This window comes from Pseudophaeobacter arcticus DSM 23566, from assembly GCF_000473205.1.
GTDB classification, from domain to species: Bacteria; Pseudomonadota; Alphaproteobacteria; order Rhodobacterales; family Rhodobacteraceae; genus Pseudophaeobacter; species Pseudophaeobacter arcticus.
Map to the genome: position 1 here is coordinate 3656451 of NZ_KI421507.1, position 18918 is coordinate 3675368.

The window sequence follows — 18918 nt, forward strand, 5'->3', positions numbered from 1 at the left end:
ACGCCCGGCGAATCAAGCCTCTTCTGGCGCTGCTGGCTCTGCTGTCGCAGCGCCCGGATCCCGCAACGCGGTCACAGAGGTCGCCAGAATCGCAAACCCGGTCTCGTTGATCAAGACCACATCATTGCCCGCCAACTGGGTTTCCTTAACGGTGGTGTAGACCTCTGCCATCTCTGACAGGACAACCTCACCATCGACTGAGCTTTCAACGATAAATGTATAGTCCCCTGCCGGGGCCATATCACCGCTGAAATTGGTTCCATCCCAATCATAGGGCTCGGCACTGACCGGCAGCGAGATACGGTTGACCTCATCACCATCGGCATTTCGGACCACAAGAGTAACCTCATCCGCAGCAGCTGCGGGGTTGGGCGACACATTGACGGGGTTGGTGCCGTCGAAACTCGCCGCCGTGGCTGCACGCACCTGCATGCCCACCCAGCCGGTCAGCGCCGCCATATTGCCTAGTCCCAACTGCTCCAGCGCCGAGCCAAGATTGTCATTGGTCAGAACCTGCTGTTCAACCATCGAGAATTCCGCCAGCTGTGAGGCGTATTCCGTGTTGTCCATCGGCTCTGTTGGATCCTGATATTTGGCCTGCGCCGTCAACAGCTTGATGAAGGTGTCAAAATCAGATGTCAGGTTCGTGCCGCCACCGGCGGAGGAACTGTTAGGAGTTGCAGCATTGTAGTTGCTGCCGGAAACTTCGGTTGTCATCAGTTAGACCCTCATGTCCACGCCGGCATTTCCAAGCCGGAGATGTTGCACCTGTTTTTCTGCAAGCTCAGTTGCAGTCAGGTCGTCCAATTCTTCTGTGCCGGATCTGCCCAATCCGGACGGGCTGCCGCCTTCGCTTCTGGTTTCACCGCCCGAGGCACCGCCACCGCTGAATTCAAAAGAGACGTTTTGAAAGCCCATTTTACGGAACTCATCCGCCAGCTCGTTGATATGGCGGCGCATCAAATCGCCGGTTTCCGCACGTTCGGTCTGGATCACCACGGTAATGCCTGTCTCGCTGGTGGAGACCCGCATCTTGACCCGGCCCAGTTCCTCTGGGTTCAGCGCCACATCAACATTGCGATCCCCCTTGGCAACAATGGCCTGGGCCAGTTGCACCGCAACCATGCGCGGCGTTTCGGGGCGATGCACAGTTCCGGGCTGAGCAACGGCCTCAGTCAAGAGCTGCGACAGGCCCGGGAGATTCGACGTCAGATCCAAGCTCAGCACCTGGGTATCAGCACCTTGACCACCCGCAGCTGTGGCATCTCCGGCCAGCACCTGGGCCGCAAAGGCCTGTTGGACGGCGCTGATCTGCGCAGTGGCGGCGGTTGGTTTTGTGGCTGGTGTTGCGGCTGCATTGCCTGTCACCACCGCCTGTGCTTCACGTGATTCGCGGGCACGCCCCTCGGCCCGACGGCCAGGTTCAGTGGCCGTCGCTGTGCGGGTTTGACCTGCAACTGCTGCCAGAACCTCGCCAGAGCTCGCGGATTTTCCAGCTACCTCGGGCTCGGCGGTATCTGCCGTGACCTCCGCTGCGGGATCATCCGCCTGCATGACCTTGGCCTGCGCGACCTTGGCCTGGGCCGCGTCATTTGCGCCGGCAGCCTGTGATGCAATGACAGATTTTGCAGTGGCGCTGCGGGAATCACCCGGACGAAGCGCCCCGTTCTGCGATGCGGCGGCGCCGGTGGCAGCCGATGCGACGACCTGCGCCCTGTCACTTTGCTCCGGGTCCGCAGTCACATTCTGATCCGGGTTCACAGCCGTGGCTGCAGCGGCTTTCTGTTGGGCATCAGCCTGCGCTGCGGCCTGAACTGCGGTTTGTGGCGCCCCTGCCGCCGCCGTCGCAGCCCCTGCTGCAGACTGAGCAGATTTTCCAAATGCAGTTTCAGCATCACCCGTAATTCCATCATCCATCGAATCTGGAGCGGCCTCTGCAAGTGTCACCTGCGCTGCAACCTCAGTGCTTTCGCCTGCGGCAACGGCAGCCTCTGTGCTCCCTGTCATCGGGGATTTTGAGGCCTGTCCGGAGGTCCCAGAATCTGCTGTGGCGCTTGCAGCGGTTGGTTTTATGTCAGTTTCCTGGTGCAGGCCCAAAGGCGGCACCTCGGTTCCCTGCGCCGCAATCTCGGTTTCACCATTCACATCTGTGTCGGAGGCGGTGTCACTGTCTAATACATCGGTCTCAGCGACCTCTGCTGCATCCACGCCTTCGGGCGTTTCTTCGGTTTGTTGGGAAATAGTGGCTTCTGTCGCGTCTGGGTCAGCAACGGCTGCGGCGGTTTTCGCCCCCTCTTTGGAGGCGGGCACATCTGCGCCCTCAGCTGTCACCTTGGCGGCATTGGGTTTTCCGGTATCGGATTGGTTTTGATCAGCGGCTTTGGATCGCGCTTTTGCATCCTGCTGCTCATCTGCCTTGTCCGCCCGAATGGAGCGCTCTCTTTCAGATGCAGATCTCGCCTCTTCCCTTCTGGCACGATCATCCACGTGGTCAGAAAAGCTACGATTTGGGTGCTGCCGCGACGGGCCTTCCGTCGCCTTGACACCGACTGGGTCTGCAGCGCCTGAGCGCACCTGACCAAAGAGTACATTTGTAAGCATGAGGATTCCAGACGTTCTATCTCGATACCCCCAGCTCTAGCGCAAAGCGGTTACGGTAATTTTAACCGCTCCTGGGGCAGTCTCTAAAAAATCAAGCAAATCCGAATTAAACCCGGAGAAGAGGTGCAGGATGCCCAATCTAACAACAGTTCATCAGGCGGCACCAACGCCGCCCAAGCTTCAGGCAGCCTCGCAGGATGCTGCGATTCGCGATGCTGCGAAACAGCTAGAAGCTTCTTTTCTTACGGAAATGTTGAAATCCGCGGGGCTTGGGAAAAGCCGCGAAGGGCTTGGCGGCGGAGGCGAGGGCGAAGATCAGTTCAGCAGCTTTCTGGTCCGCGCCCAGGCCGAACAAATTACCGAAGCCGGCGGCATTGGCCTCGCCGAATCACTTTATCACGCAATGAAGGATTCCTCTAATGACTGATCTGAACGCACAACTGACCCATCAGACCCCACAAAGCCTAATCGAGGAGCTGGACAAAATTCTGGACCAGGAACGCAGCGCGCTGGTGCGCGGTGAGCTGAACCAGATTCAGGAACTGCTGACCCGGAAAGAGGCAATCATCGCGCGCCTCAATGAGATCGGCAGTCTCGAACGCGCGGACCTCGCGCAGGTACAGACAAAGGTCTCGCGCAATCAGGAGCTGCTCAACAGTGCCATGGAAGGCATCCGCAGCGTCGCCACACGTATGGCTGAACTGCGCCGGGTGAAAAAGGGTCTGGATGTATATGATCGTGCCGGACGCAAGGAACGCTATGGCACCACAATGGGCCAACGTCTGGAGAAACGCAGCTAAGGCAGGCGAGCTAAGTCGCGCCAGGGTTTAGTAAAATTCTACGGATTGTAGATTTTGACATTAGCACTCCCTTAGCAACTTTCGCCGCAATGTCTCCTTGCATCTCATCACTGAGGTGGCGCGAAAGCCGACAGGCTGAACGCATTGTCAGAAAGACGCCGTAACGCCCTTAGGGGCAGGGAAAATACAGAGACCAAAGTGTCTCAATCGCTAAAGGAATAAAGCTATGACCAGCATTCTGACAAACAATGGCGCAATGGTTGCTCTGCAGACGTTGTCCTCTATCAACAGCAGCCTGACAGACACCCAGAACCAGATCTCTACTGGTAAAGAAGTCGGCGCGGCCAAAGACAACTCTGCCATCTGGGCGATTTCCAAAGTTATGGAATCGGATGTCGCTGGCTTTGAAGCCGTATCCGACTCGCTGTCGCTGGGTGAATCCACTGTTGCGGTTGCAACTGCGGGCGCTGAGCAAATCACCGAACTTCTGAAAGAAATGAAGGAAAAAGTTGTTGCGGCAACTGGTGAAAACGTTGACCACAGCAAACTCGAAGCTGACGTAAACGAGCTGAAAAACCAGATCACCTCGGTGATTGGTGCTTCTCAGTTCAACGGTGCCAACCTGCTGAACACCGCAGGCGGCGACATTACTGTTCTGTCTTCGCTGGACCGTGATGCATCTGGTGCTGTGACTGCTTCCAACATCACCGTTGCTTCGGTTGATTTTGAAGCCGGCCTCTCGCTGTCCACCGTTGTGATGACCGATGCGACAACTGCTGAAGCCTCGATTGATGACATCGAAGCACTGATCCAGGCTGCCGTTGATGGCACTGCGGCTCTGGGTGCCTCGGCTGCACGTATCGAGCGTCAGAACGAGTTTGTCACCAAAGTGACCGACGCCATGAAGTCCGGCATTGGTTCGCTTGTTGACACCAACATGGAAGAAGCATCCGCCCGACTGAAAGCTCTGCAGACACAGCAGCAGCTTGGTGTTCAGGCGCTGTCCATTGCCAACTCGGCTCCGGAAACTCTGCAGCAGCTGTTCCGTTAAAAGACCTAACCCAGGGCGTGTCTTCACGCCCTGGGCCCCTTCTCAGAGAATCTGAAGAAATAATACGTTAGGAAAACACGTGAACGCACTTCTGAAAGCGAAGAGTGCCTATTCCGCGGCAAATGCCCCGACCAGAACAACCAAAGACCATGAGTATGATATCGTTGCTCGTGCGACCCAAAATCTGCTTGCCGCCCACAAGACCGCTAGTGCGAAAAAAGGCGCCGAAGGCTTTGCCGTATTAGCCGAAGCACTGCATAAGAATCGCAAGATGTGGACCATCTTCGAAGTTGATCTCGCTGCAAAAGAAAACCAGTTGCCGCAAGATGTTAAAGATAATCTGTTTTACCTAGCCGAATTCACCCGCCAACACACCAGCAAGGTCCTATCGCGTAAAGCGAATGTGAGAGCGCTGATTGAAGTCAACATGGCCGTCCTGCGCGGCCTCCGTAGCGGAGCAACCTAAATATGAGTGGACTTGTTCTTAAACTTGCCCCCAAAGAGCGGGTTTTGGTAAATGGTGCTGTCATCGAAAACGGTGATCGGCGGAGCCGCCTTTCTATCGTTACCCCGGATGCCAATATCCTGCGTCTGCGCGATGCCATCCATCCAGAAAATGCCAATACGCCTGTGCGCCGCGTGTGCTATGCAGCGCAGTTGGTACTGACCGGCGACAGCGATCCCAAAGAAGATCGTCTGCCTATGCTGCGTCGGATCGAAGAGCTGAGCCAGGTCTTTGTTGACCCCGATAGCCGTTCGGCCCTGGCCGAGGCAACAGAAGCCCTGTTGGACGACAATCATTACAGATGTTTGAAATCCCTGCGCACCCTGCTGCCACGGGAAGAACGTCTGATGGCGATCCGTCCGTCATGAGCTTTGAACCCACCATCCCTTCAACTGGCTTGACGGGTTGGGCCTTCTTACAGGCCACCTATGACCGCCAGTTTGAGCACTTCAACAAGGACCCGATCCTGGAGCGCGACAACGAGTACTTCATGGAAAACATCAGCAAGGTCAAAACCGCAGAGGACTTGGTTTCTGACTATCGCCTGTTGGATGTTGCCTTGAATGCCTTCGGTCTCGCCAGTGAGATCGATTCAAAGGCGATGATTCAGAAGGTACTGGAAGATGGGAGCGAAGCGGATGATGCCTTGGCCAACAAGCTGGGCGACGACCGTTGGATCGATTTCACCAATGCCTTTGGGTTTGGCCCCGGCCTCGTTCCCGTGACCGGCCTGACCTATAGAATGCAGGAGATCGCCGACAAGAACGTTGTGCAGTCTTTTGAAGACGCGGTCGGGCAGCAGGACGTTTCCATGCAGATCTCTCTGTATGCCGAACGGGAACTGGTGGATCTGGTCACCTTCGATGACGAAGGCGAAGAACTGTCAATCACGGGTCAATGGCTTAACATCATTGGTCAGCCGCAGCTTCAAACCATGATGCAGACTGCACTTGGATTGCCAAGTGATCTGGCGCTGCTTGATATCGACCAGCAGGTGGGCATCATGCAGGATGCTGCAAAAAAACGGTTTGGGTCCGACGATCTCACCATGTTTTCTGATCCGGAACAGTTAACAAAACTGGTCAACACCTATCTGGCACGGACCGAGTTGGATGCCTACTCAGGCTCCACGTCCTCTGGAGCTCTGGCGCTTTCGCTCCTGCAAGCCTGAGCAAAGCCTGCCAAACCGATAGGTTGAAACTGAATAGAGGGCGATCCAGGTAGACTGGAAGGCGCCCTTTTTTCTGTTTGAGACCTGTCTTTCTGTTTGAGATCGTCTTTTGGCCGATGTGAGGCTCAAAAAATGCAGGCCTTTGGGCCCGCATAATGGGCAAGAGGCTGATAGCCCCTTGCCGCCGTTGTTAGCGCCCCTTCGACGCGCGGCGCAGCATCAATTGCAGGCGGGCAAAGCTGTTTTCTATCCCGCTTGGATCGTCCTTGCCAAAGAAGGCATCCAGTTCCGGCCAGATCTTCACCGCCTGATCCAGAACCGCATCATTGCCTTCGGAATACAGTCCAGCGCGGATCATCACTTCGGATTGCTCATAGGACCCAAGGAACTTGCGCACCTCCAGAATGATGGCGTTCTCTTCTGCTGTCGCCGCCGCTGGCAAGCTCCGCGAGACCGAACGCGAGACATCAACCGCCGGGAAGCGTCCCCGCTCGGCAATCTCCCGGTTGAGCACGATATGCCCGTCCAGAACACCGCGCAGGATATCTGCAATGGGTTCATCCATGTCAGAGCCCGCCACCAGAACACTGAACACCGCCGTGATGTCGCCCTGCCCCTCAGCGCCGGGACCAGCCCGTTCGCAGAGCCCGGTGATCAGAGGCGTCACAGAGGGGGGAAAGCCACGTAGCGAGGGTGCCTCGCCTGAGGCGGCAGAAATCTCGCGGTGGGCCTCGGCAAAACGCGTCACCGAGTCAGCCATGAACAGCACGTTTTTGCCCTGGTCGCGAAAATGTTCAGCGATGGTCATCGCAGCCCAGGCGCTGCGGCGGCGCACCAGTGCCGATTGGTCAGAGGTGGCAGCCACAACAACCGCCCGTTTCATGCCTTCTGGCCCCAGAACCTCTTCGACAAAGTGATTCACTTCCCGTCCACGTTCGCCAATCAGCGCCATGACAACCACATCGGCCTGCATAAATTGCGCCATTTTTGCGAGCAAAGTTGATTTACCAACCCCCGAACCCGCAAAAAGACCAATACGCTGGCCCTGCACGATGGGGAGAATCGTATTGAACACCGACAGTCCGGTCTCCAGACGCCCCCCCATATGACGCCGCCCTGCCGCTTTTGGAGGCGGCGCCATCAGATCCCGCGCCTTCTCTCCGCGCAGCATCGGCCTGCCATCCAGAGGTTCCCCAAAGGGATCAATCACCCGGCCAATCCAGTTATCCCCCGGGGCAAATTCTGGCGCCGGGCGCAGCATCACACGATCATTCATCGCAACACGATCCGGTGCACGATCAGGTAACATGCTGATTTTACTGTTACTAATTTTCAGCACTTCGCCGTGCAATTCATCACCCGGCCCCCGCACAAGAACCAGGCGATCGCCGATTCGCGCTTCGCGTTCCAGGCCGGATATTTCGATTTCTCCCCCAGAAATTCCGCTGACGCGTCCCATGGAAGTTGCCAATTTCTTACTGGCGATTTGTTCGGTCAAAGCTTTCAGCTCTGGAATCATGGCCTGAGGCCTCCAAGTAGTTCCTGAAACAATTTCTAAAGGAATCAGGGTTAAGCCTTGATTGAAATTGATCGAGGGAGAAGCCCCGGTGTTCACCGAACTGAACGTTTTTAAAATCGCATATTCGATGGCCAGCCATGCCGGCAAGCGTCAAGCGCTGGTGGCTGAAAACATCGCGAATGCTGATACGCCTGGTTATCACACCAAGGATATCAAACCTTTTAAAGAGGTCTATGCCGCCGGGCCGCGCCCGGGCGACATGGTGGCCTCACGCGGCTCGCATCTGAATGGCATCAACGGATCCCACATGGATTGGGCCGTGACCACATCGCCCGATGGCGCCGACCCCAACGACAATACCGTCTCGCTCGAGACCGAGATCTTCCACGGGGTTGAGGTCAAGCGTCAGCACGACCGCGCGCTCGCTATCTATAAATCATCGATGAACATTCTGCGCACCAGTCTGGGACGCTAAAGGGGACATGACCAATGAGTGAATTTTCCAATTCTCTGAGTGTGACCGCCAGCGGCCTGAAAGCACAGGCCACCCGGCTGCGCCACGTTTCTGAAAACATCTCCAACGCCGATACCCCCGGGTATCGCCGCAAGAGCGTCCCGTTTGAGGCAACGCGCGATCTGGAGAATGATGTGGAACGGGTCAAAACCGGCCGCGTTACCCTGGACCGCAGCGATCTGGACGACATCTATGATCCCTCACATCCGCTGGCAGATGAAAGCGGACACTACGAAGGATCGAACGTCGATCTGATGATCGAAATCGCTGACGCCCGCGAGGCCCAGCGCAGCTATGACGCCAACCTGAAAATGTTTGAACAAACCCGTGGTATGTCAGCCTCGCTGATGGACCTGCTGAGACGTTAATCTAACACCCGAGGAGATCCAGAATGGATATTCGCTCTATCACTGCCGCCGCTGGTGGCTATGCCGCCGCCCGTCCCGCCACCAAGGTGGATCCAGAATTCACGGGCCCCAGCCCCACCGAGCAGCTGCGCTCAAGCTTTGCCAGCTTTGCCAACACCATGCAGGTTGGTGAGCAAACCGCCGTTCAGTCGATGACAGGCGATGGTGATCCCCACGCGCTGGTTCAGGCGCTGGCCCAGACCGAGCTGGCGGTTGAGACCGCAGTGACCGTGCGCAACAAAGTGGTCGAAGCCTATCAAGAAATCCTGCGGATGCCGGTCTAAGCCAATGATGAGCGAGGGCCAATTCTACGACACCCTACGGCAGGCTCTTTGGGCCGCGGTAACCATGTCATCGCCGATTCTGGCGGTGGCCCTGGTTGTCGGCCTCGCCATTGGTCTGTTTCAGGCCCTGACATCCGTACAGGAAATGACCCTGACCTTTGTCCCCAAACTGGCGGCAATTGTTGTCGTGTTCTGGATGTCCATGGGGTTCATGACTCAAACACTCGTGGCCTTTTTTAACGGCCATATCATTCCTTTGATCGCAGGAGTTTCGTAATGGGAAACGCAGGCTACGCAACCCTCTCCCGTCAAACCGGTTTGATGCGCGAAATGCGCGTGGTGGCGAATAACATCGCCAACTCTGCCACCACCGGCTACCGCTCTGAGGGGTTGATTTTTTCGGAGTTTGTCCAATCCTCGCCAGGCCAGCAATCGCTGTCGATGGCGCGGGCGAATATTTTCAACACCTCGATGGAACAGGGGCAGTTGACCCAGACCGGTGGCACCTTTGACTTTGCAGTCGAAGGTGACGCCTATTTCATGATTGAAACCCCGCTGGGGGAACGGCTGACCCGATCAGGCGCCTTCTCTCCCAATGCTGCGGGCGATCTGGTGACCATGGACGGCCATAAGGTGCTGGATGCGGGCCGCGCGCCTGTCTTTATTCCAGGCACCGCTGAATCCATTCATGTCGGGGCAGATGGCACCATTACCGCCGATGGCAATACCGTCGGTCAGATTGGCCTGTTTCAGCCAGACGAAGGAACCGTCTTGATGCGCGAGGATGGCGTGATGTTCCGCGCCGAGGGCGAGATTGTAGAATCCGAAACCGCCAAAATGGTGCAGGGGTTTCTGGAGGGATCCAACGTCAATGCCATCACCCAGGTGACCCGAATGATTGAAATCCAGCGCGCCTATGAAATGGGCCAGAGTTTTCTGGAAACAGAAGACCAGCGCATCCGCAACGCCATTGAAAAACTGATCAAGTAATAGGAGACCACCGATGCGTGCCCTAAAAATCGCCGCAACAGGTATGAGCGCGCAGCAGCTGCGTGTTGAAACCATCGCGAACAACTTGGCCAATATGAACACCACGGCCTACAATCCCCGCCGCGCCGAATTTGCCGATCTGCACTACCAGCAGGTCACCCGCGCCGGCACCGTGAATGCCTCTGATGGGACCATCCTGCCAACGGGTGTTCAGGTGGGTCTGGGTGTGCGCCCTGCCGCCATTTCCGTGCATCTGCAACAGGGTGCCCTGGAACAGACCGGCAATGACCTTGATGTTGCCATCGAAGGCAAGGGCTATCTGGAAGTCACCCTGCCCTCGGGTCAAAGCGGCTATACCCGCGATGGCGCGCTGAAACGCTCTGCCGAGGGGCTGGTTGTCACCTCGGATGGCTATGCGGTAGCGCCGGATGTGACCATTCCCGACGATGCGGTCAGCATCTCGATCAATGGCTCTGGCGAGGTCTACGCCTACTTTGATGAAACCGCCGAGGGACAGCTGCTGGGCCAGCTCAGCCTTGCCAGTTTCACCAACCCCAAGGGGCTGGAAGCCATCGGCAGCAATCTTTTCACTGAGACCGAGGCCTCAGGTGCGCCCAATGTGTCAACTGCTGGCGAAGATGGGCTTGGCACCTTCCGCCAGGGTTATCTCGAAGGCAGCTCTGTCGATTCGGTTCGCGAAGTCACCGAGCTGATCGAGGCGCAGCGCGGCTATGAAATGAATTCCAAAGTCATCTCTGCTGTCGATCAGATGATGTCTGCGACGACACAGATTCGCTAATGAAACACATTCTCGCCCTTCTCATCGCCCTGACAGCCCAGACCGCCTGGGCCGAAATACTGGTGCCCCTGCGGACCATTCGGGCCAAAGAGATCATCCTTGCCACCGATCTGACCTTCAAACAGGTCAATGTGGCAGGTGCATTGTCAGATGCAAACGAAGTGGTGGGAATGGAAGCCCGTGTGCCGCTCTATCCCGGTCGCCCCCTGCGGCCCACCGATATCGGCCCACCCGCGATCATCGACCGAAACGACCTTGTTACACTCGCCTTTCGCCACAATGGGCTGACCATCTTGGCAGAGGGCCGCGCCTTGGGGCGGGGATCCGAAGGGGAATGGATCAAGGTTATGAACTTGGCATCACGGAACACCGTGACCGGGCGTGTAAACGCAGACGGGTCAGTAGAGGTAAAATAATGAACATGAAATCAATTGCCACCAAACTTGCACTGACTGGCCTGGTCTTGCTGGGGGCCTGCGCCCGCATGGATCATCTCGGGAAACCACCAACCCTGTCAGAAACCAGCGAATCGCCGGAACATGTCGCCATGCTGTGGCAGGGCCTGCCGACGGAGGTCCAGAACCAGCGCGCAGTGGACGGCTCTTCCCTGTGGAGCGGCTCGCAGAACTCACTGCTGGGGGATCGTCGTGCCGTGAACCGCGGGGATATCCTTACCGTTGTGATTGAATTTGACGAACAGGCCGAAATCTCCAATGGCACCAGCCGATCGCGATCAAGTGCCGAAAGCATGGGGGTTCCGCAGCTCTTTGGCCTGCCGCAGCGCATTGATGGCAAACTTCCCGAGGGCGCCTCGATGGCGAACGCCGTTGATCTGACCGGGGCCAGCACCTCCAAGGGCAACGGATCGGTAAAGCGGAACGAAAAGCTGGAAATGCGCGTCGCGGCAACCGTGGTTGATGTGCTGCCCAATGGTGTGCTTGCCATCAGCGGCAAACAGGAGGTTCGGGTCAACTTCGAACTGCGTGAGCTTTTGGTCTCGGGCTATGTGCGTCCCCAGGATATCAGCCGTCAGAACCAGATCACCTATGACAAGATCGCCTCGGCGCGGATCTCGTATGGTGGCCGTGGTCAGATCACCGATGTGCAACAACCCCGATACGGCCAGCAAGTGCTGGACGCGATCCTGCCATTCTGAGGTGACTTATGATCGCTAAATTACTTCCTGTCATATTGCTGATTGTTGGCACCGCTGTCGGCATTGGGGCTGGCCTCATGCTGGCCTCCACCCCCGCCCCCCCAGCGGAACACGCCAGCGGTGACAACATGGGCGATGACATTGATCACCCCGATGAAGAAAGCGGTGATCACGCGGAACATGAGGCCGGTGAGGATGAGCTTGGGCCCGATCCAAACCGGGAATACATCAAGATCGACAACCAGTTTGTCATCCCCGTGGTGGAGCGTGACAACCTGTCCTCGCTGGTGGTCATCGCGCTTAGTCTTGAGGTCAAGACCGGCATGACTGACAAGGTCCACCTCTATGAACCCAAGCTGCGCGATGCCTTCCTGCAGGTGCTGTTTGATCATGCCAATATGGGTGGCTTTCGCGGGGCCTTTACCCGCTCAGATGTTCTCAACCCGCTGCGCACCGCCCTGCGTGAGGCCGCGCAACGCGAGTTGGGCAAGGGCGTCTATGATGTGCTGATCGTAGAGATCTCCCGCCAGGACGTATAATAACTGACTGGGAATCCGGAATGCTACAACGGGCCTGCTATCTCCAGCGGGCCCGTTGCATGTATGGGTTATGCGCCTAAGCGAACTTGCGATCTACCCCTGTCTGCAACTGCGCCTCCGGGTTTGGGATAAAATCCAGCGCATAGTCGGCTGTCCGACAAGTATCACTGCCAGCCCCAGCGTCACAACAATCGCCGAGACAATTGCCCCGGCACTGGCCGTTTCGCCAAGCAGCATGAAACCAAGGCCGAGTGTGACAACGGGTATGAGCGCGGGGAGGCTTGCCCCTGCAACCGGCCCCAGAAGCTCAGCGGAGCGATTGAAAGAATAGATGGCCACGACGCTGACTAGAACGCCCTGAAACCCAGCTTGCAGCAAGATGTCCGGCAACGGGGCCACGAAGATTTTCTTTGGCAATGCAATAAGATAGACCGGCAAGAAGAAGATCGCCGAAAACACCGCAACAAGCGCTGTTGCATTGAGGGCCGGGACAGCAGCCTGGCGGACGATCAGCGCATAGACCGCCCACATAATACCGGTCACGATCAGGATGAAATGACCAGTTGTGACGGCACCTCCCGCCAGAACGAACAGGGCAATCCCCGCAGCAGCCAGCGCCAGTCCCACACCCCGGGCAACCCCAACCTTGTCTCCAGAGACAGCGCGCGCCAGCAGCACCGAGGCAATGGCCATGACCCCCGGATTAAGTGCGCCTGCGACCACGGCTGGTGCGGTCTTCATGGCAAGTGAAATCAGCATGACATAGGGCGCGCCAAAGGCAATCACCATCGCGACTACCCCCATCGGTCTCAGCCGGTTCGTCCCTGTCCCGCGCCCTAGGGCAACAGGAGCCAAGAGCACCGCCGCCACGCCAAACCGCAACATGGTCAAATCATAGGCATTCAGGTTTGTCGTCATGCCAAGCCGTAGCATCACCAAAGACCCGGACCAAACCATGATCGCAACAATGGCCCAGCCAAGACCCACCAGAATATTTCGCGATTTGCTCACAACATTTCTCCCGTTCAGGCGGGAGAATAGGCTTTGAAAAATATTTAGAAAAACGATATGAACTCATCCTATGATGCAAAAAATCGAAACCTTAGAGGCAGCAGAAAACAGAACATTGAATCTGGACGCGTTGCGAAGCTTTGTTACGATTTGTGAAACCGGATCGTTTCGGCGTGCGGCGGCGCGGGTGAATAAGTCTGCTTCGGCTGTCAGCCTTCAGATCGCAAAGCTCGAAGATCTGTTGGGCGCACGATTGCTGGAGCGGGACGCCCGAAACGTTGCGCTGACGGCGCAGGGTGAAACATTGCTGCGGCAAGCCCGCCGCCTGTTAAGTCTGAATGACGAAACGCTTTCGATCTTTCGAGCCTCTCCACTGGCGGGGGCTGATCGCGCTGGCGGCGCCGCATGACCTTGGGGTATCGCTCGTTCCGGGCCTGTTGCGGCGTTTTGCCGAGACATATCCGGATGTTCAGGTCGATGTGCGTCTTGGCACCAGCGACGCCGTTCTGCGCGGCCTCGCGAACGGCTCGGTCAATCTGGCACTGTTCAATGATGTCGGCCCGTCAAGCCTGCCTACGCACGATCTTTTTTCGGAGCCGCTGAAATGGCTTGCGCTCGATGGCGGTAGCGCCGGTCAGCACGATCCTCTTCCACTCGCCGTCGCGCAGGTCGGATGTGCCTGGCGCGAAGCTGCGCTAACATCCCTTCAAAAGGCCGGTCGCGATTATCGCGTGGCCTATTCCAGTGACACCTCGATGGGTCAGGTCGCTGCGTTGAGGGCAGATCTCGCCATCGCGGCCTTGCCAGTATCTTTGTCAGATCGCGATTTGGTTGAAGCGCCTTCACATTATGGCCTACCGGACTTGCCATCGACCCATATCCGCATTGCGGATGATGGCAGTAAGCTTGCCGGAGCCTTCGTTGCCCTGGCTTTGGCCAACCTGCGCCCGCATGCGCGTGTTGCCGCAAAATAGGTTCGCAACCAGAGGCAACCCTACAAACCTGCCGTTCACGGCACATGGGGCAAGGCGCCGCTGCTGATCTCTTCAGACCTGACAGAGTGCCCTGGCGCTTTCCATCTGAGTAGAGCGTTGGCCCCTGCCCCAACGGGGCATCACAAAATATCAAAGACCAAGCAGCTGCGCCTCCAGGGATTTTGCACGGGCTGTTTTGAGCCGCAGTTTTTCGGTCTTTTCCATCTCGCTCACAGCGGTTTTGCGGCCAAAGGTTTTACGCAGACGATCCATCGCCATCAGCTTGCGGGCGGTGACCTGCGCCAGCTGCATGTTGAGGTTCCGACGCGTGTTCAGATGCCAGCCCTCCCACAGCAGATCCGCCCCCAAAGCCTTCATTGGCATGTCGCCATCGGCCTCAATGCGGGCCTCGTTGACCTGTGCCTCCAACCTGGTCAATTGACCGCGCAGCCGCGCCTCGTGATCCAGGATCGGTTTAATTTTGGCGTGTTCCTTCAGGTATTGGGCTTCGGTGACTGCAGCCATCTGTTTTAGCATTGCCATCTTCTGTTTCATCAAAGACCTCCCTTGGCCCGCTCGCGCATCTCATCGGCAAAGCGGATCGCCGCTGCCACCGGCGCATAATACTCTTCCTCAACCTCGTCGCCGATCCCGATGGTGGCATAAAGCGCCCGCGCAGTTGGCGGATCACTGTGGATTGGAATGGCGTTTTCATTGGCGATCCGGCGGATGGTCGCGGCGACCTCATCCACACCCTTGGCCACGCAGATCGGCGCCGTGCCGGCACCACCTTCCCATTTCAGCGCCACCGCATAGTGGGTCGGGTTGACGATCACAACGCTGGCCTCTGGCACCGCAGCCATCATCTGACCCGTGGCGATCTGCATGGCTTTTTGACGCCGTTTGCCTTTCATATGGGGATCACCCTCGGCATCCTTGGTCTCGTCCTGGATTTCCTTACGCGACATCATGTTCTTGCGGCGATGTTCATCATGCTGGAAAATCGCATCCACCACCCCGATGGTAATCGAGATCAGCAAGGCAATCACCAGGAACTCCATTCCCAGCTCTGCCAGCATCTTGATCACCGAAGAGGCCCCGGTTGCCGCCGAAGCGATCATCTCGGGCATCCGGTTCTTGAGGTAAACACCAAGGCAAATCGAATAAATCATCAGCTTGAAGGCGCTTTTGCCAAACTCGAACAACCCGGCGCGACCAAATTTGTTCTTGGCGTTGGAAATCACCGAAAGCCGCGAGATCTTGGGTTCAAGCTTGCTGGGCGCAAAGACCAGTGCTCGTTGGCCGACGATTGACAACAGGACCAACACAAAGGGGATTAAAAACAGCGGGATCAAAGGCCAGACCAGGGCCACAATCATACCGCCAATAGGAGGCGTGCCATTGCCGGAAAACAGCTGTTTCGCCAGCCGTTCCGGCTGGTCGATGATCGACATCAACACAGTGCCAAATTCGGTTACCATACCATGGCCAGCCCCATAGAAGGCGACGACCAGGCCCATATAGGCGGCCGCCACGGAAAGATCGGCTGATTTGGCAACCTCGCCTTTCTCCCGTGCCTTGCGCAGTTTGGAATCTGTTGGTTCAAATGACTTGTCTGAATCGTCGTCGTCGCTCATGGCAAGCCACCTCCGGGATCAGAAAAGAAGGTCATCATCTCGCGCATCCAGACATCCAGGATCAACGGGCTGGCCACCATCAGAATGAACAGGCCACCAAAGGTGATCACCGGCGCACCGACAAAGAACACCATCAACTGAGGCATGGCACGGTTGATCACGCCCAGCGCCAGATTGTAGATCACCGCCGTGATGAGAAATGGCGCCGCCAGGGTGAAGGCCATATAAAAAGCCCGGGAGATCCGGTGCAGACCCCATTCCGAAAAACCGGCGGGGGCAGGGTAATCGCCGAGCGGAAATATCTGGTAGGAATAGATCAGAAACTCTGCCACCCGGACATGCAGCCCCATCATCACCGCCAGCGCCAGACCTGACACCAACAACACCCCGCCTATTGCCGGCAGGGCATCAATGCCGATATTGCCCAGAACCTGCGACAGGGAGGTGCTTTGCGCCGCAATTATACCAGCCATCTGCAACCCCATGAGAAACAGTCGGACCGACATCCCCAAAGCCAGGCCAATGATGGCCTCGCTGGCGGCCAGACCGGCAAAATGCAGCGGTGTTGTGGGCTCGGGAAACAACGGCAGCGCCGGCGCCACGACAAAGGTAAAAGCAACGGCAATCGCCAGCTTCACATTCATCGGGACATATTGTTCACCAAAGGCCGGCAACAGGGCTGTCATCGCGCCGACCCGCAAAAAGACAATGGCAAAATGCCAGAAACTCGCCCCAAGAAACGCGCGCAGCTCTGGAGGGAGATCCAGCAGTGTCATGCAGCAACCATTCCGACCAATGCGGGGCGGGCCTCCAGACCGATTTCCTCGAAGGAGAGCACCGGATTGGTGAGACCACGGGATTTCAGAATAGTCCGCAGATAGCGGCGGCGGCGGGTAGAGGTCACCACGGCGGCAAAGATGCCCTGCTCGGTCACTGTGTTCAGACGCTCGCTCAGACCCTCTGCCAGCCGGTTGAACATATCGGGGGGCAGGGCCACGTCCAGATTGCCGGCGCTGACATCCACCTGATAGGTCGAGAAGGTATCCTCCCATTCCGGCGCCAGCTGAATAAGCGGGATGGTACCATCCGCGCGCTTCATCTCGGCAACCAGCTGGAAGCCCAGGCGCTGACGCACCTGTTCGCAGATCACCTCTGGCTGGGTAGAGTGGATACGTGCCTCTGCAATGGCCTCCAGAATCAGAGGGATATTGCGGATCGACACACGCTCTTCCAGCAGCAGACGCAGGACCGAATGCAGGGTATCCAGTGGCACCTTGTCGGGCACCAGATCCTCCAGCAGCTTGCGGTTGGCTTCGGCGCGGAATGGATCAGACAGCTCGCTCATTTCATTCAGAAGACGGCGCAGTGATTTGAAGGTCAGCAAGCGGGCAAAGTTCTGCTTGATGACTTCCAGAAGATGTGTCGCCAGGATTTCCGGCGGGGTCACAACCGTGGCCCCGGCAAGGACGGCATCCTGTTGTTGCGCCGCATTGATCCAGCGCGCTGGCGCTCCATAGACGGGCTCGGTTACATCCGTCCCCGGGGGCAGGGCACTATGGTTGTCGGGCATCAAGGCCAGAACCATATCCGGGTGCAGCGTGCCGCGCACCTGTTCAACCCCCTGCACTTTCACCACATAGGTTCCGCGCACCAGATCCGCCTGATCCGTGAGACGAATTTCGGGGAGAATCAGGCCAAAGCTGGTGGCAATATGGGTCCGCATATTGGCGATACGCGCGTCCAGTCCGGTGCCGGCATCCAGAACCATGCTGACCAGATCCGGGGCGAACTCCAGGTGCAGATCGTCAAGATCAAGGATATCACCCAGCGCCTTGCTCGGCGTTGGATTGGCGGTCTCCTCCATCTCATCTTCGATCTCGGCGTCTTCTTTTGCCTTGATCTTTACCTGGATACGGTAGGCGGCAAATCCCAGGACCCCACCCCCAAGAACAAAGGGCAGGAAAGGCAGGCCAGGGACCAGTGCAAACATCACCATCAGGACCGCAACCGTGGCCAGGGCCGCCGGGTGTTTGCCAAACTGATCCATCAGCGCGATATCTGTCGCTCCGGTGGCACCCCCACGGGCCAGCAAAAGCGCTGCAGCAATCGAGATGATGACCGATGGGATCTGCGAGACAAGACCGTCACCGACGGTCAGGATCGCATAGGTTTCAAAAGCGGTAGAGACCGGCATCCCGTGGACGATAACGCCCATCACCAGACCCATCACCAGGTTCAGCAGTGTAATAAGCAGACCGGCAACCGCGTCACCTTTGACAAATTTCGAGGCCCCATCAAGCGAACCAAAGAAGGTGGTTTCCTTCTGGTCGTTCTCACGGCGCTCCTTGGCGGTGGCATGGTCGATCGCGCCCGCCGCCATGTCAGCGTCAATCGCCATCTGTTTGCCCGGCATCCCGTCCAGCGCAAAACGTGCGCCAACTTCGGCCATCCGGGCCGCGCCCTTGTTGATGACCATGAAGTTTACAATGAGCAAAACGCCAAAGGTCACCAGACCCAGAAAAACGCTACCGCCCATGACAAACTGGGCAAAGCCCTGGATCACGTCGCCGGCCGCATCCGTACCGGTATGGCCTTGCCCGATGATCAGCTTGGTTGACGAAATGTTCAGCGACAGGCGCAGCATCAAAGAGGCCAGCAGGATCGTCGGGAAGGACGAGAAATCCAGCGGCCGCTCGATGAACAGGGTTATGGTGAAAATCAGGATCGCCAGGCCAAAAGACGCGGCAAGGCCCACATCCAGCACCCAGGCTGGCATTGGCAGGATCATCATCACGATGATCGCCATCAGGGCCAGCGCCAAAAGCACTGTCGGGCTAAAAAGCTGTTGAGCGGTAAATTTAGGCACGAGCATTCTCTTGTTCTGGAGCAATCAGGCAATTGATGACGATGTGATCTTTGGGGACATGCCAAAGCCCCCCACACATGGTGGAGCTCCCGGC

The 18918-nt window shown here is 57.4% G+C and carries 25 protein-coding genes; 17 read left to right on the forward strand and 8 right to left on the reverse strand.

Annotated elements, in window-relative coordinates:
• Positions 1-12 precede the first annotated feature (12 nt).
• Together ARCT_RS0122145 and fliK are read right to left on the reverse strand one after the other, a co-directional pair.
• Positions 13-717 (reverse strand): flagellar hook capping FlgD N-terminal domain-containing protein, encoded by a 705-nt coding sequence (locus ARCT_RS0122145; RefSeq protein WP_027242032.1) that lies wholly within the window; start codon positions 715-717, stop codon positions 13-15.
• A gap of 3 nt (positions 718-720) precedes the next feature.
• Entirely contained in the window at positions 721-2601 is a 1881-nt protein-coding gene (gene fliK, locus ARCT_RS0122150) for a flagellar hook-length control protein FliK (RefSeq protein ID WP_027242033.1), read from the reverse strand.
• 130 nt (positions 2602-2731) lie between these two features.
• Here fliK and ARCT_RS0122155 point away from each other — a divergent pair, with 130 nt between their 5' ends.
• The 6 genes from ARCT_RS0122155 to ARCT_RS0122180 all read left to right on the forward strand — a co-directional run bounded on the left by ARCT_RS0122155 (position 2732) and on the right by ARCT_RS0122180 (position 6128).
• A complete protein-coding gene (locus ARCT_RS0122155) occupies positions 2732-3028 on the forward strand; it encodes a rod-binding protein (protein ID WP_027242034.1) in 297 nt (98 codons plus the stop codon).
• Positions 3021-3401 (forward strand): flagellar biosynthesis protein FlgN, encoded by a 381-nt coding sequence (locus ARCT_RS0122160; RefSeq protein ID WP_036785329.1) that lies wholly within the window; start codon positions 3021-3023, stop codon positions 3399-3401. Before ARCT_RS0122155 ends, ARCT_RS0122160 begins: the two co-directional genes overlap by 8 nt.
• A gap of 226 nt (positions 3402-3627) precedes the next feature.
• Complete coding sequence (locus tag ARCT_RS0122165; protein WP_027242036.1) at positions 3628-4452, forward strand: flagellin N-terminal helical domain-containing protein; 825 nt, start codon at positions 3628-3630, stop codon at positions 4450-4452.
• Between the two features lie 79 nt (positions 4453-4531).
• Positions 4532-4918: a flagellar biosynthesis regulator FlaF gene (flaF, locus tag ARCT_RS0122170; RefSeq protein ID WP_027242037.1), complete on the forward strand. Its 387-nt coding sequence runs from the start codon at positions 4532-4534 to the stop codon at positions 4916-4918.
• A 2-nt stretch (positions 4919-4920) separates the two neighbouring features.
• Positions 4921-5325, forward strand: a complete 405-nt coding sequence (gene flbT / locus ARCT_RS0122175; protein WP_027242038.1) for a flagellar biosynthesis repressor FlbT — start codon at positions 4921-4923, stop codon at positions 5323-5325.
• Positions 5259-6128, forward strand: a complete 870-nt coding sequence (locus tag ARCT_RS0122180; RefSeq protein WP_240476364.1) for a DUF1217 domain-containing protein — start codon at positions 5259-5261, stop codon at positions 6126-6128. Before flbT ends, ARCT_RS0122180 begins: the two co-directional genes overlap by 67 nt.
• Positions 6129-6318: 190 nt before the next feature.
• Here ARCT_RS0122180 and ARCT_RS0122185 read toward each other — a convergent pair whose 3' ends face one another.
• A complete protein-coding gene (locus ARCT_RS0122185; protein WP_027242040.1) occupies positions 6319-7647 on the reverse strand; it encodes a FliI/YscN family ATPase in 1329 nt (442 codons plus the stop codon).
• 88 nt (positions 7648-7735) lie between these two features.
• Here ARCT_RS0122185 and ARCT_RS0122190 point away from each other — a divergent pair, with 88 nt between their 5' ends.
• Genes ARCT_RS0122190 through ARCT_RS0122230 form a run of 9 tightly spaced genes read left to right on the forward strand, consistent with a single transcriptional unit; the run spans position 7736 to position 12336 of the window.
• The gene (locus ARCT_RS0122190; RefSeq protein ID WP_027242041.1) at positions 7736-8122 is read left to right on the forward strand and encodes a FlgB family protein; all 387 of its coding nucleotides are present in this window, start codon (positions 7736-7738) and stop codon (positions 8120-8122) included.
• 14 nt (positions 8123-8136) lie between these two features.
• Positions 8137-8529, forward strand: coding sequence for a flagellar basal body rod protein FlgC (gene flgC, locus ARCT_RS0122195; protein WP_027242042.1), 393 nt, complete (start codon positions 8137-8139; stop codon positions 8527-8529).
• A gap of 23 nt (positions 8530-8552) precedes the next feature.
• Positions 8553-8852 (forward strand): flagellar hook-basal body complex protein FliE, encoded by a 300-nt coding sequence (gene fliE, locus ARCT_RS0122200; RefSeq protein ID WP_027242043.1) that lies wholly within the window; start codon positions 8553-8555, stop codon positions 8850-8852.
• 4 nt (positions 8853-8856) lie between these two features.
• A complete protein-coding gene (locus tag ARCT_RS0122205) occupies positions 8857-9129 on the forward strand; it encodes a flagellar biosynthetic protein FliQ (protein ID WP_027242044.1) in 273 nt (90 codons plus the stop codon).
• On the forward strand, positions 9129-9842 hold the full coding sequence (locus ARCT_RS0122210; protein ID WP_027242045.1) for a flagellar hook-basal body complex protein: 714 nt from the start codon (positions 9129-9131) through the stop codon (positions 9840-9842). Before ARCT_RS0122205 ends, ARCT_RS0122210 begins: the two co-directional genes overlap by 1 nt.
• 13 nt (positions 9843-9855) lie before the next feature.
• On the forward strand, positions 9856-10641 hold the full coding sequence (gene flgG / locus ARCT_RS0122215) for a flagellar basal-body rod protein FlgG (protein ID WP_027242046.1): 786 nt from the start codon (positions 9856-9858) through the stop codon (positions 10639-10641).
• On the forward strand, positions 10641-11057 hold the full coding sequence (gene flgA, locus ARCT_RS0122220) for a flagellar basal body P-ring formation chaperone FlgA (RefSeq protein WP_027242047.1): 417 nt from the start codon (positions 10641-10643) through the stop codon (positions 11055-11057). The genes flgG and flgA overlap by 1 nt, the downstream gene beginning before the upstream one ends.
• Positions 11058-11062: 5 nt before the next feature.
• Positions 11063-11797: a flagellar basal body L-ring protein FlgH gene (flgH, locus tag ARCT_RS0122225; protein WP_379575500.1), complete on the forward strand. Its 735-nt coding sequence runs from the start codon at positions 11063-11065 to the stop codon at positions 11795-11797.
• 8 nt (positions 11798-11805) lie between these two features.
• Positions 11806-12336, forward strand: coding sequence for a flagellar basal body-associated FliL family protein (locus tag ARCT_RS0122230; RefSeq protein WP_027242049.1), 531 nt, complete (start codon positions 11806-11808; stop codon positions 12334-12336).
• A gap of 93 nt (positions 12337-12429) precedes the next feature.
• Here the strand turns inward: ARCT_RS0122230 and ARCT_RS0122235 are convergent, their stop codons facing one another.
• Positions 12430-13347, reverse strand: a complete 918-nt coding sequence (locus tag ARCT_RS0122235) for a DMT family transporter (protein WP_027242050.1) — start codon at positions 13345-13347, stop codon at positions 12430-12432.
• A 70-nt stretch (positions 13348-13417) separates the two neighbouring features.
• On the opposite strand from ARCT_RS0122235, the gene ARCT_RS28515 reads away from it, so the two are divergent.
• Together ARCT_RS28515 and ARCT_RS26730 are read left to right on the forward strand one after the other, a co-directional pair.
• Complete coding sequence (locus ARCT_RS28515; RefSeq protein WP_205855543.1) at positions 13418-13756, forward strand: LysR family transcriptional regulator; 339 nt, start codon at positions 13418-13420, stop codon at positions 13754-13756.
• On the forward strand, positions 13686-14321 hold the full coding sequence (locus tag ARCT_RS26730; protein WP_205855544.1) for a LysR substrate-binding domain-containing protein: 636 nt from the start codon (positions 13686-13688) through the stop codon (positions 14319-14321). Before ARCT_RS28515 ends, ARCT_RS26730 begins: the two co-directional genes overlap by 71 nt.
• Before the next feature lie 150 nt (positions 14322-14471).
• Here the strand turns inward: ARCT_RS26730 and ARCT_RS0122245 are convergent, their stop codons facing one another.
• From ARCT_RS0122245 to flhA, 4 genes are read right to left on the reverse strand one after another with little or no spacing between them, the layout of a single operon-like run.
• Positions 14472-14876, reverse strand: coding sequence for a hypothetical protein (locus ARCT_RS0122245; RefSeq protein WP_027242051.1), 405 nt, complete (start codon positions 14874-14876; stop codon positions 14472-14474).
• On the reverse strand, positions 14876-15958 hold the full coding sequence (flhB, locus tag ARCT_RS0122250; RefSeq protein WP_027242052.1) for a flagellar type III secretion system protein FlhB: 1083 nt from the start codon (positions 15956-15958) through the stop codon (positions 14876-14878). Before flhB ends, ARCT_RS0122245 begins: the two co-directional genes overlap by 1 nt.
• Entirely contained in the window at positions 15955-16734 is a 780-nt protein-coding gene (locus ARCT_RS0122255; RefSeq protein ID WP_027242053.1) for a flagellar biosynthetic protein FliR, read from the reverse strand. Before ARCT_RS0122255 ends, flhB begins: the two co-directional genes overlap by 4 nt.
• On the reverse strand, positions 16731-18830 hold the full coding sequence (gene flhA / locus ARCT_RS0122260) for a flagellar biosynthesis protein FlhA (RefSeq protein ID WP_051360954.1): 2100 nt from the start codon (positions 18828-18830) through the stop codon (positions 16731-16733). The genes ARCT_RS0122255 and flhA overlap by 4 nt, the downstream gene beginning before the upstream one ends.
• Positions 18831-18918 lie beyond the last annotated feature (88 nt).

Bases quoted from the DNA above. Each gene is read 5' to 3' on its own strand.
- ARCT_RS0122230 (WP_027242049.1), top strand. From the start codon at position 11,806: ATGATCGCTAAATTACTTCCTGTCATATTGCTGATTGTTGGCACCGCT.
- flhB (WP_027242052.1), bottom strand. From the start codon at position 15,958: ATGAGCGACGACGACGATTCAGACAAGTCATTTGAACCAACAGATTCC.
- ARCT_RS0122210 (WP_027242045.1), top strand. From the start codon at position 9,129: ATGGGAAACGCAGGCTACGCAACCCTCTCCCGTCAAACCGGTTTGATG.
- ARCT_RS0122205 (WP_027242044.1), top strand. From the start codon at position 8,857: ATGATGAGCGAGGGCCAATTCTACGACACCCTACGGCAGGCTCTTTGG.
- flhA (WP_051360954.1), bottom strand. From the start codon at position 18,830: ATGCTCGTGCCTAAATTTACCGCTCAACAGCTTTTTAGCCCGACAGTG.
- ARCT_RS0122155 (WP_027242034.1), top strand. From the start codon at position 2,732: ATGCCCAATCTAACAACAGTTCATCAGGCGGCACCAACGCCGCCCAAG.
- ARCT_RS0122255 (WP_027242053.1), bottom strand. From the start codon at position 16,734: ATGACACTGCTGGATCTCCCTCCAGAGCTGCGCGCGTTTCTTGGGGCG.
- fliE (WP_027242043.1), top strand. From the start codon at position 8,553: ATGGATATTCGCTCTATCACTGCCGCCGCTGGTGGCTATGCCGCCGCC.
- ARCT_RS0122245 (WP_027242051.1), bottom strand. From the start codon at position 14,876: ATGAAACAGAAGATGGCAATGCTAAAACAGATGGCTGCAGTCACCGAA.
- flbT (WP_027242038.1), top strand. From the start codon at position 4,921: ATGAGTGGACTTGTTCTTAAACTTGCCCCCAAAGAGCGGGTTTTGGTA.
- flgC (WP_027242042.1), top strand. From the start codon at position 8,137: ATGAGTGAATTTTCCAATTCTCTGAGTGTGACCGCCAGCGGCCTGAAA.
- ARCT_RS0122165 (WP_027242036.1), top strand. From the start codon at position 3,628: ATGACCAGCATTCTGACAAACAATGGCGCAATGGTTGCTCTGCAGACG.
- fliK (WP_027242033.1), bottom strand. From the start codon at position 2,601: ATGCTTACAAATGTACTCTTTGGTCAGGTGCGCTCAGGCGCTGCAGAC.
- flgA (WP_027242047.1), top strand. From the start codon at position 10,641: ATGAAACACATTCTCGCCCTTCTCATCGCCCTGACAGCCCAGACCGCC.
- ARCT_RS26730 (WP_205855544.1), top strand. From the start codon at position 13,686: ATGACGAAACGCTTTCGATCTTTCGAGCCTCTCCACTGGCGGGGGCTG.
- ARCT_RS0122160 (WP_036785329.1), top strand. From the start codon at position 3,021: ATGACTGATCTGAACGCACAACTGACCCATCAGACCCCACAAAGCCTA.
- ARCT_RS0122145 (WP_027242032.1), bottom strand. From the start codon at position 717: ATGACAACCGAAGTTTCCGGCAGCAACTACAATGCTGCAACTCCTAAC.
- flgG (WP_027242046.1), top strand. From the start codon at position 9,856: ATGCGTGCCCTAAAAATCGCCGCAACAGGTATGAGCGCGCAGCAGCTG.
- ARCT_RS0122180 (WP_240476364.1), top strand. From the start codon at position 5,259: ATGTTTGAAATCCCTGCGCACCCTGCTGCCACGGGAAGAACGTCTGAT.
- ARCT_RS28515 (WP_205855543.1), top strand. From the start codon at position 13,418: ATGATGCAAAAAATCGAAACCTTAGAGGCAGCAGAAAACAGAACATTG.
- ARCT_RS0122185 (WP_027242040.1), bottom strand. From the start codon at position 7,647: ATGATTCCAGAGCTGAAAGCTTTGACCGAACAAATCGCCAGTAAGAAA.
- flgH (WP_379575500.1), top strand. From the start codon at position 11,063: ATGAAATCAATTGCCACCAAACTTGCACTGACTGGCCTGGTCTTGCTG.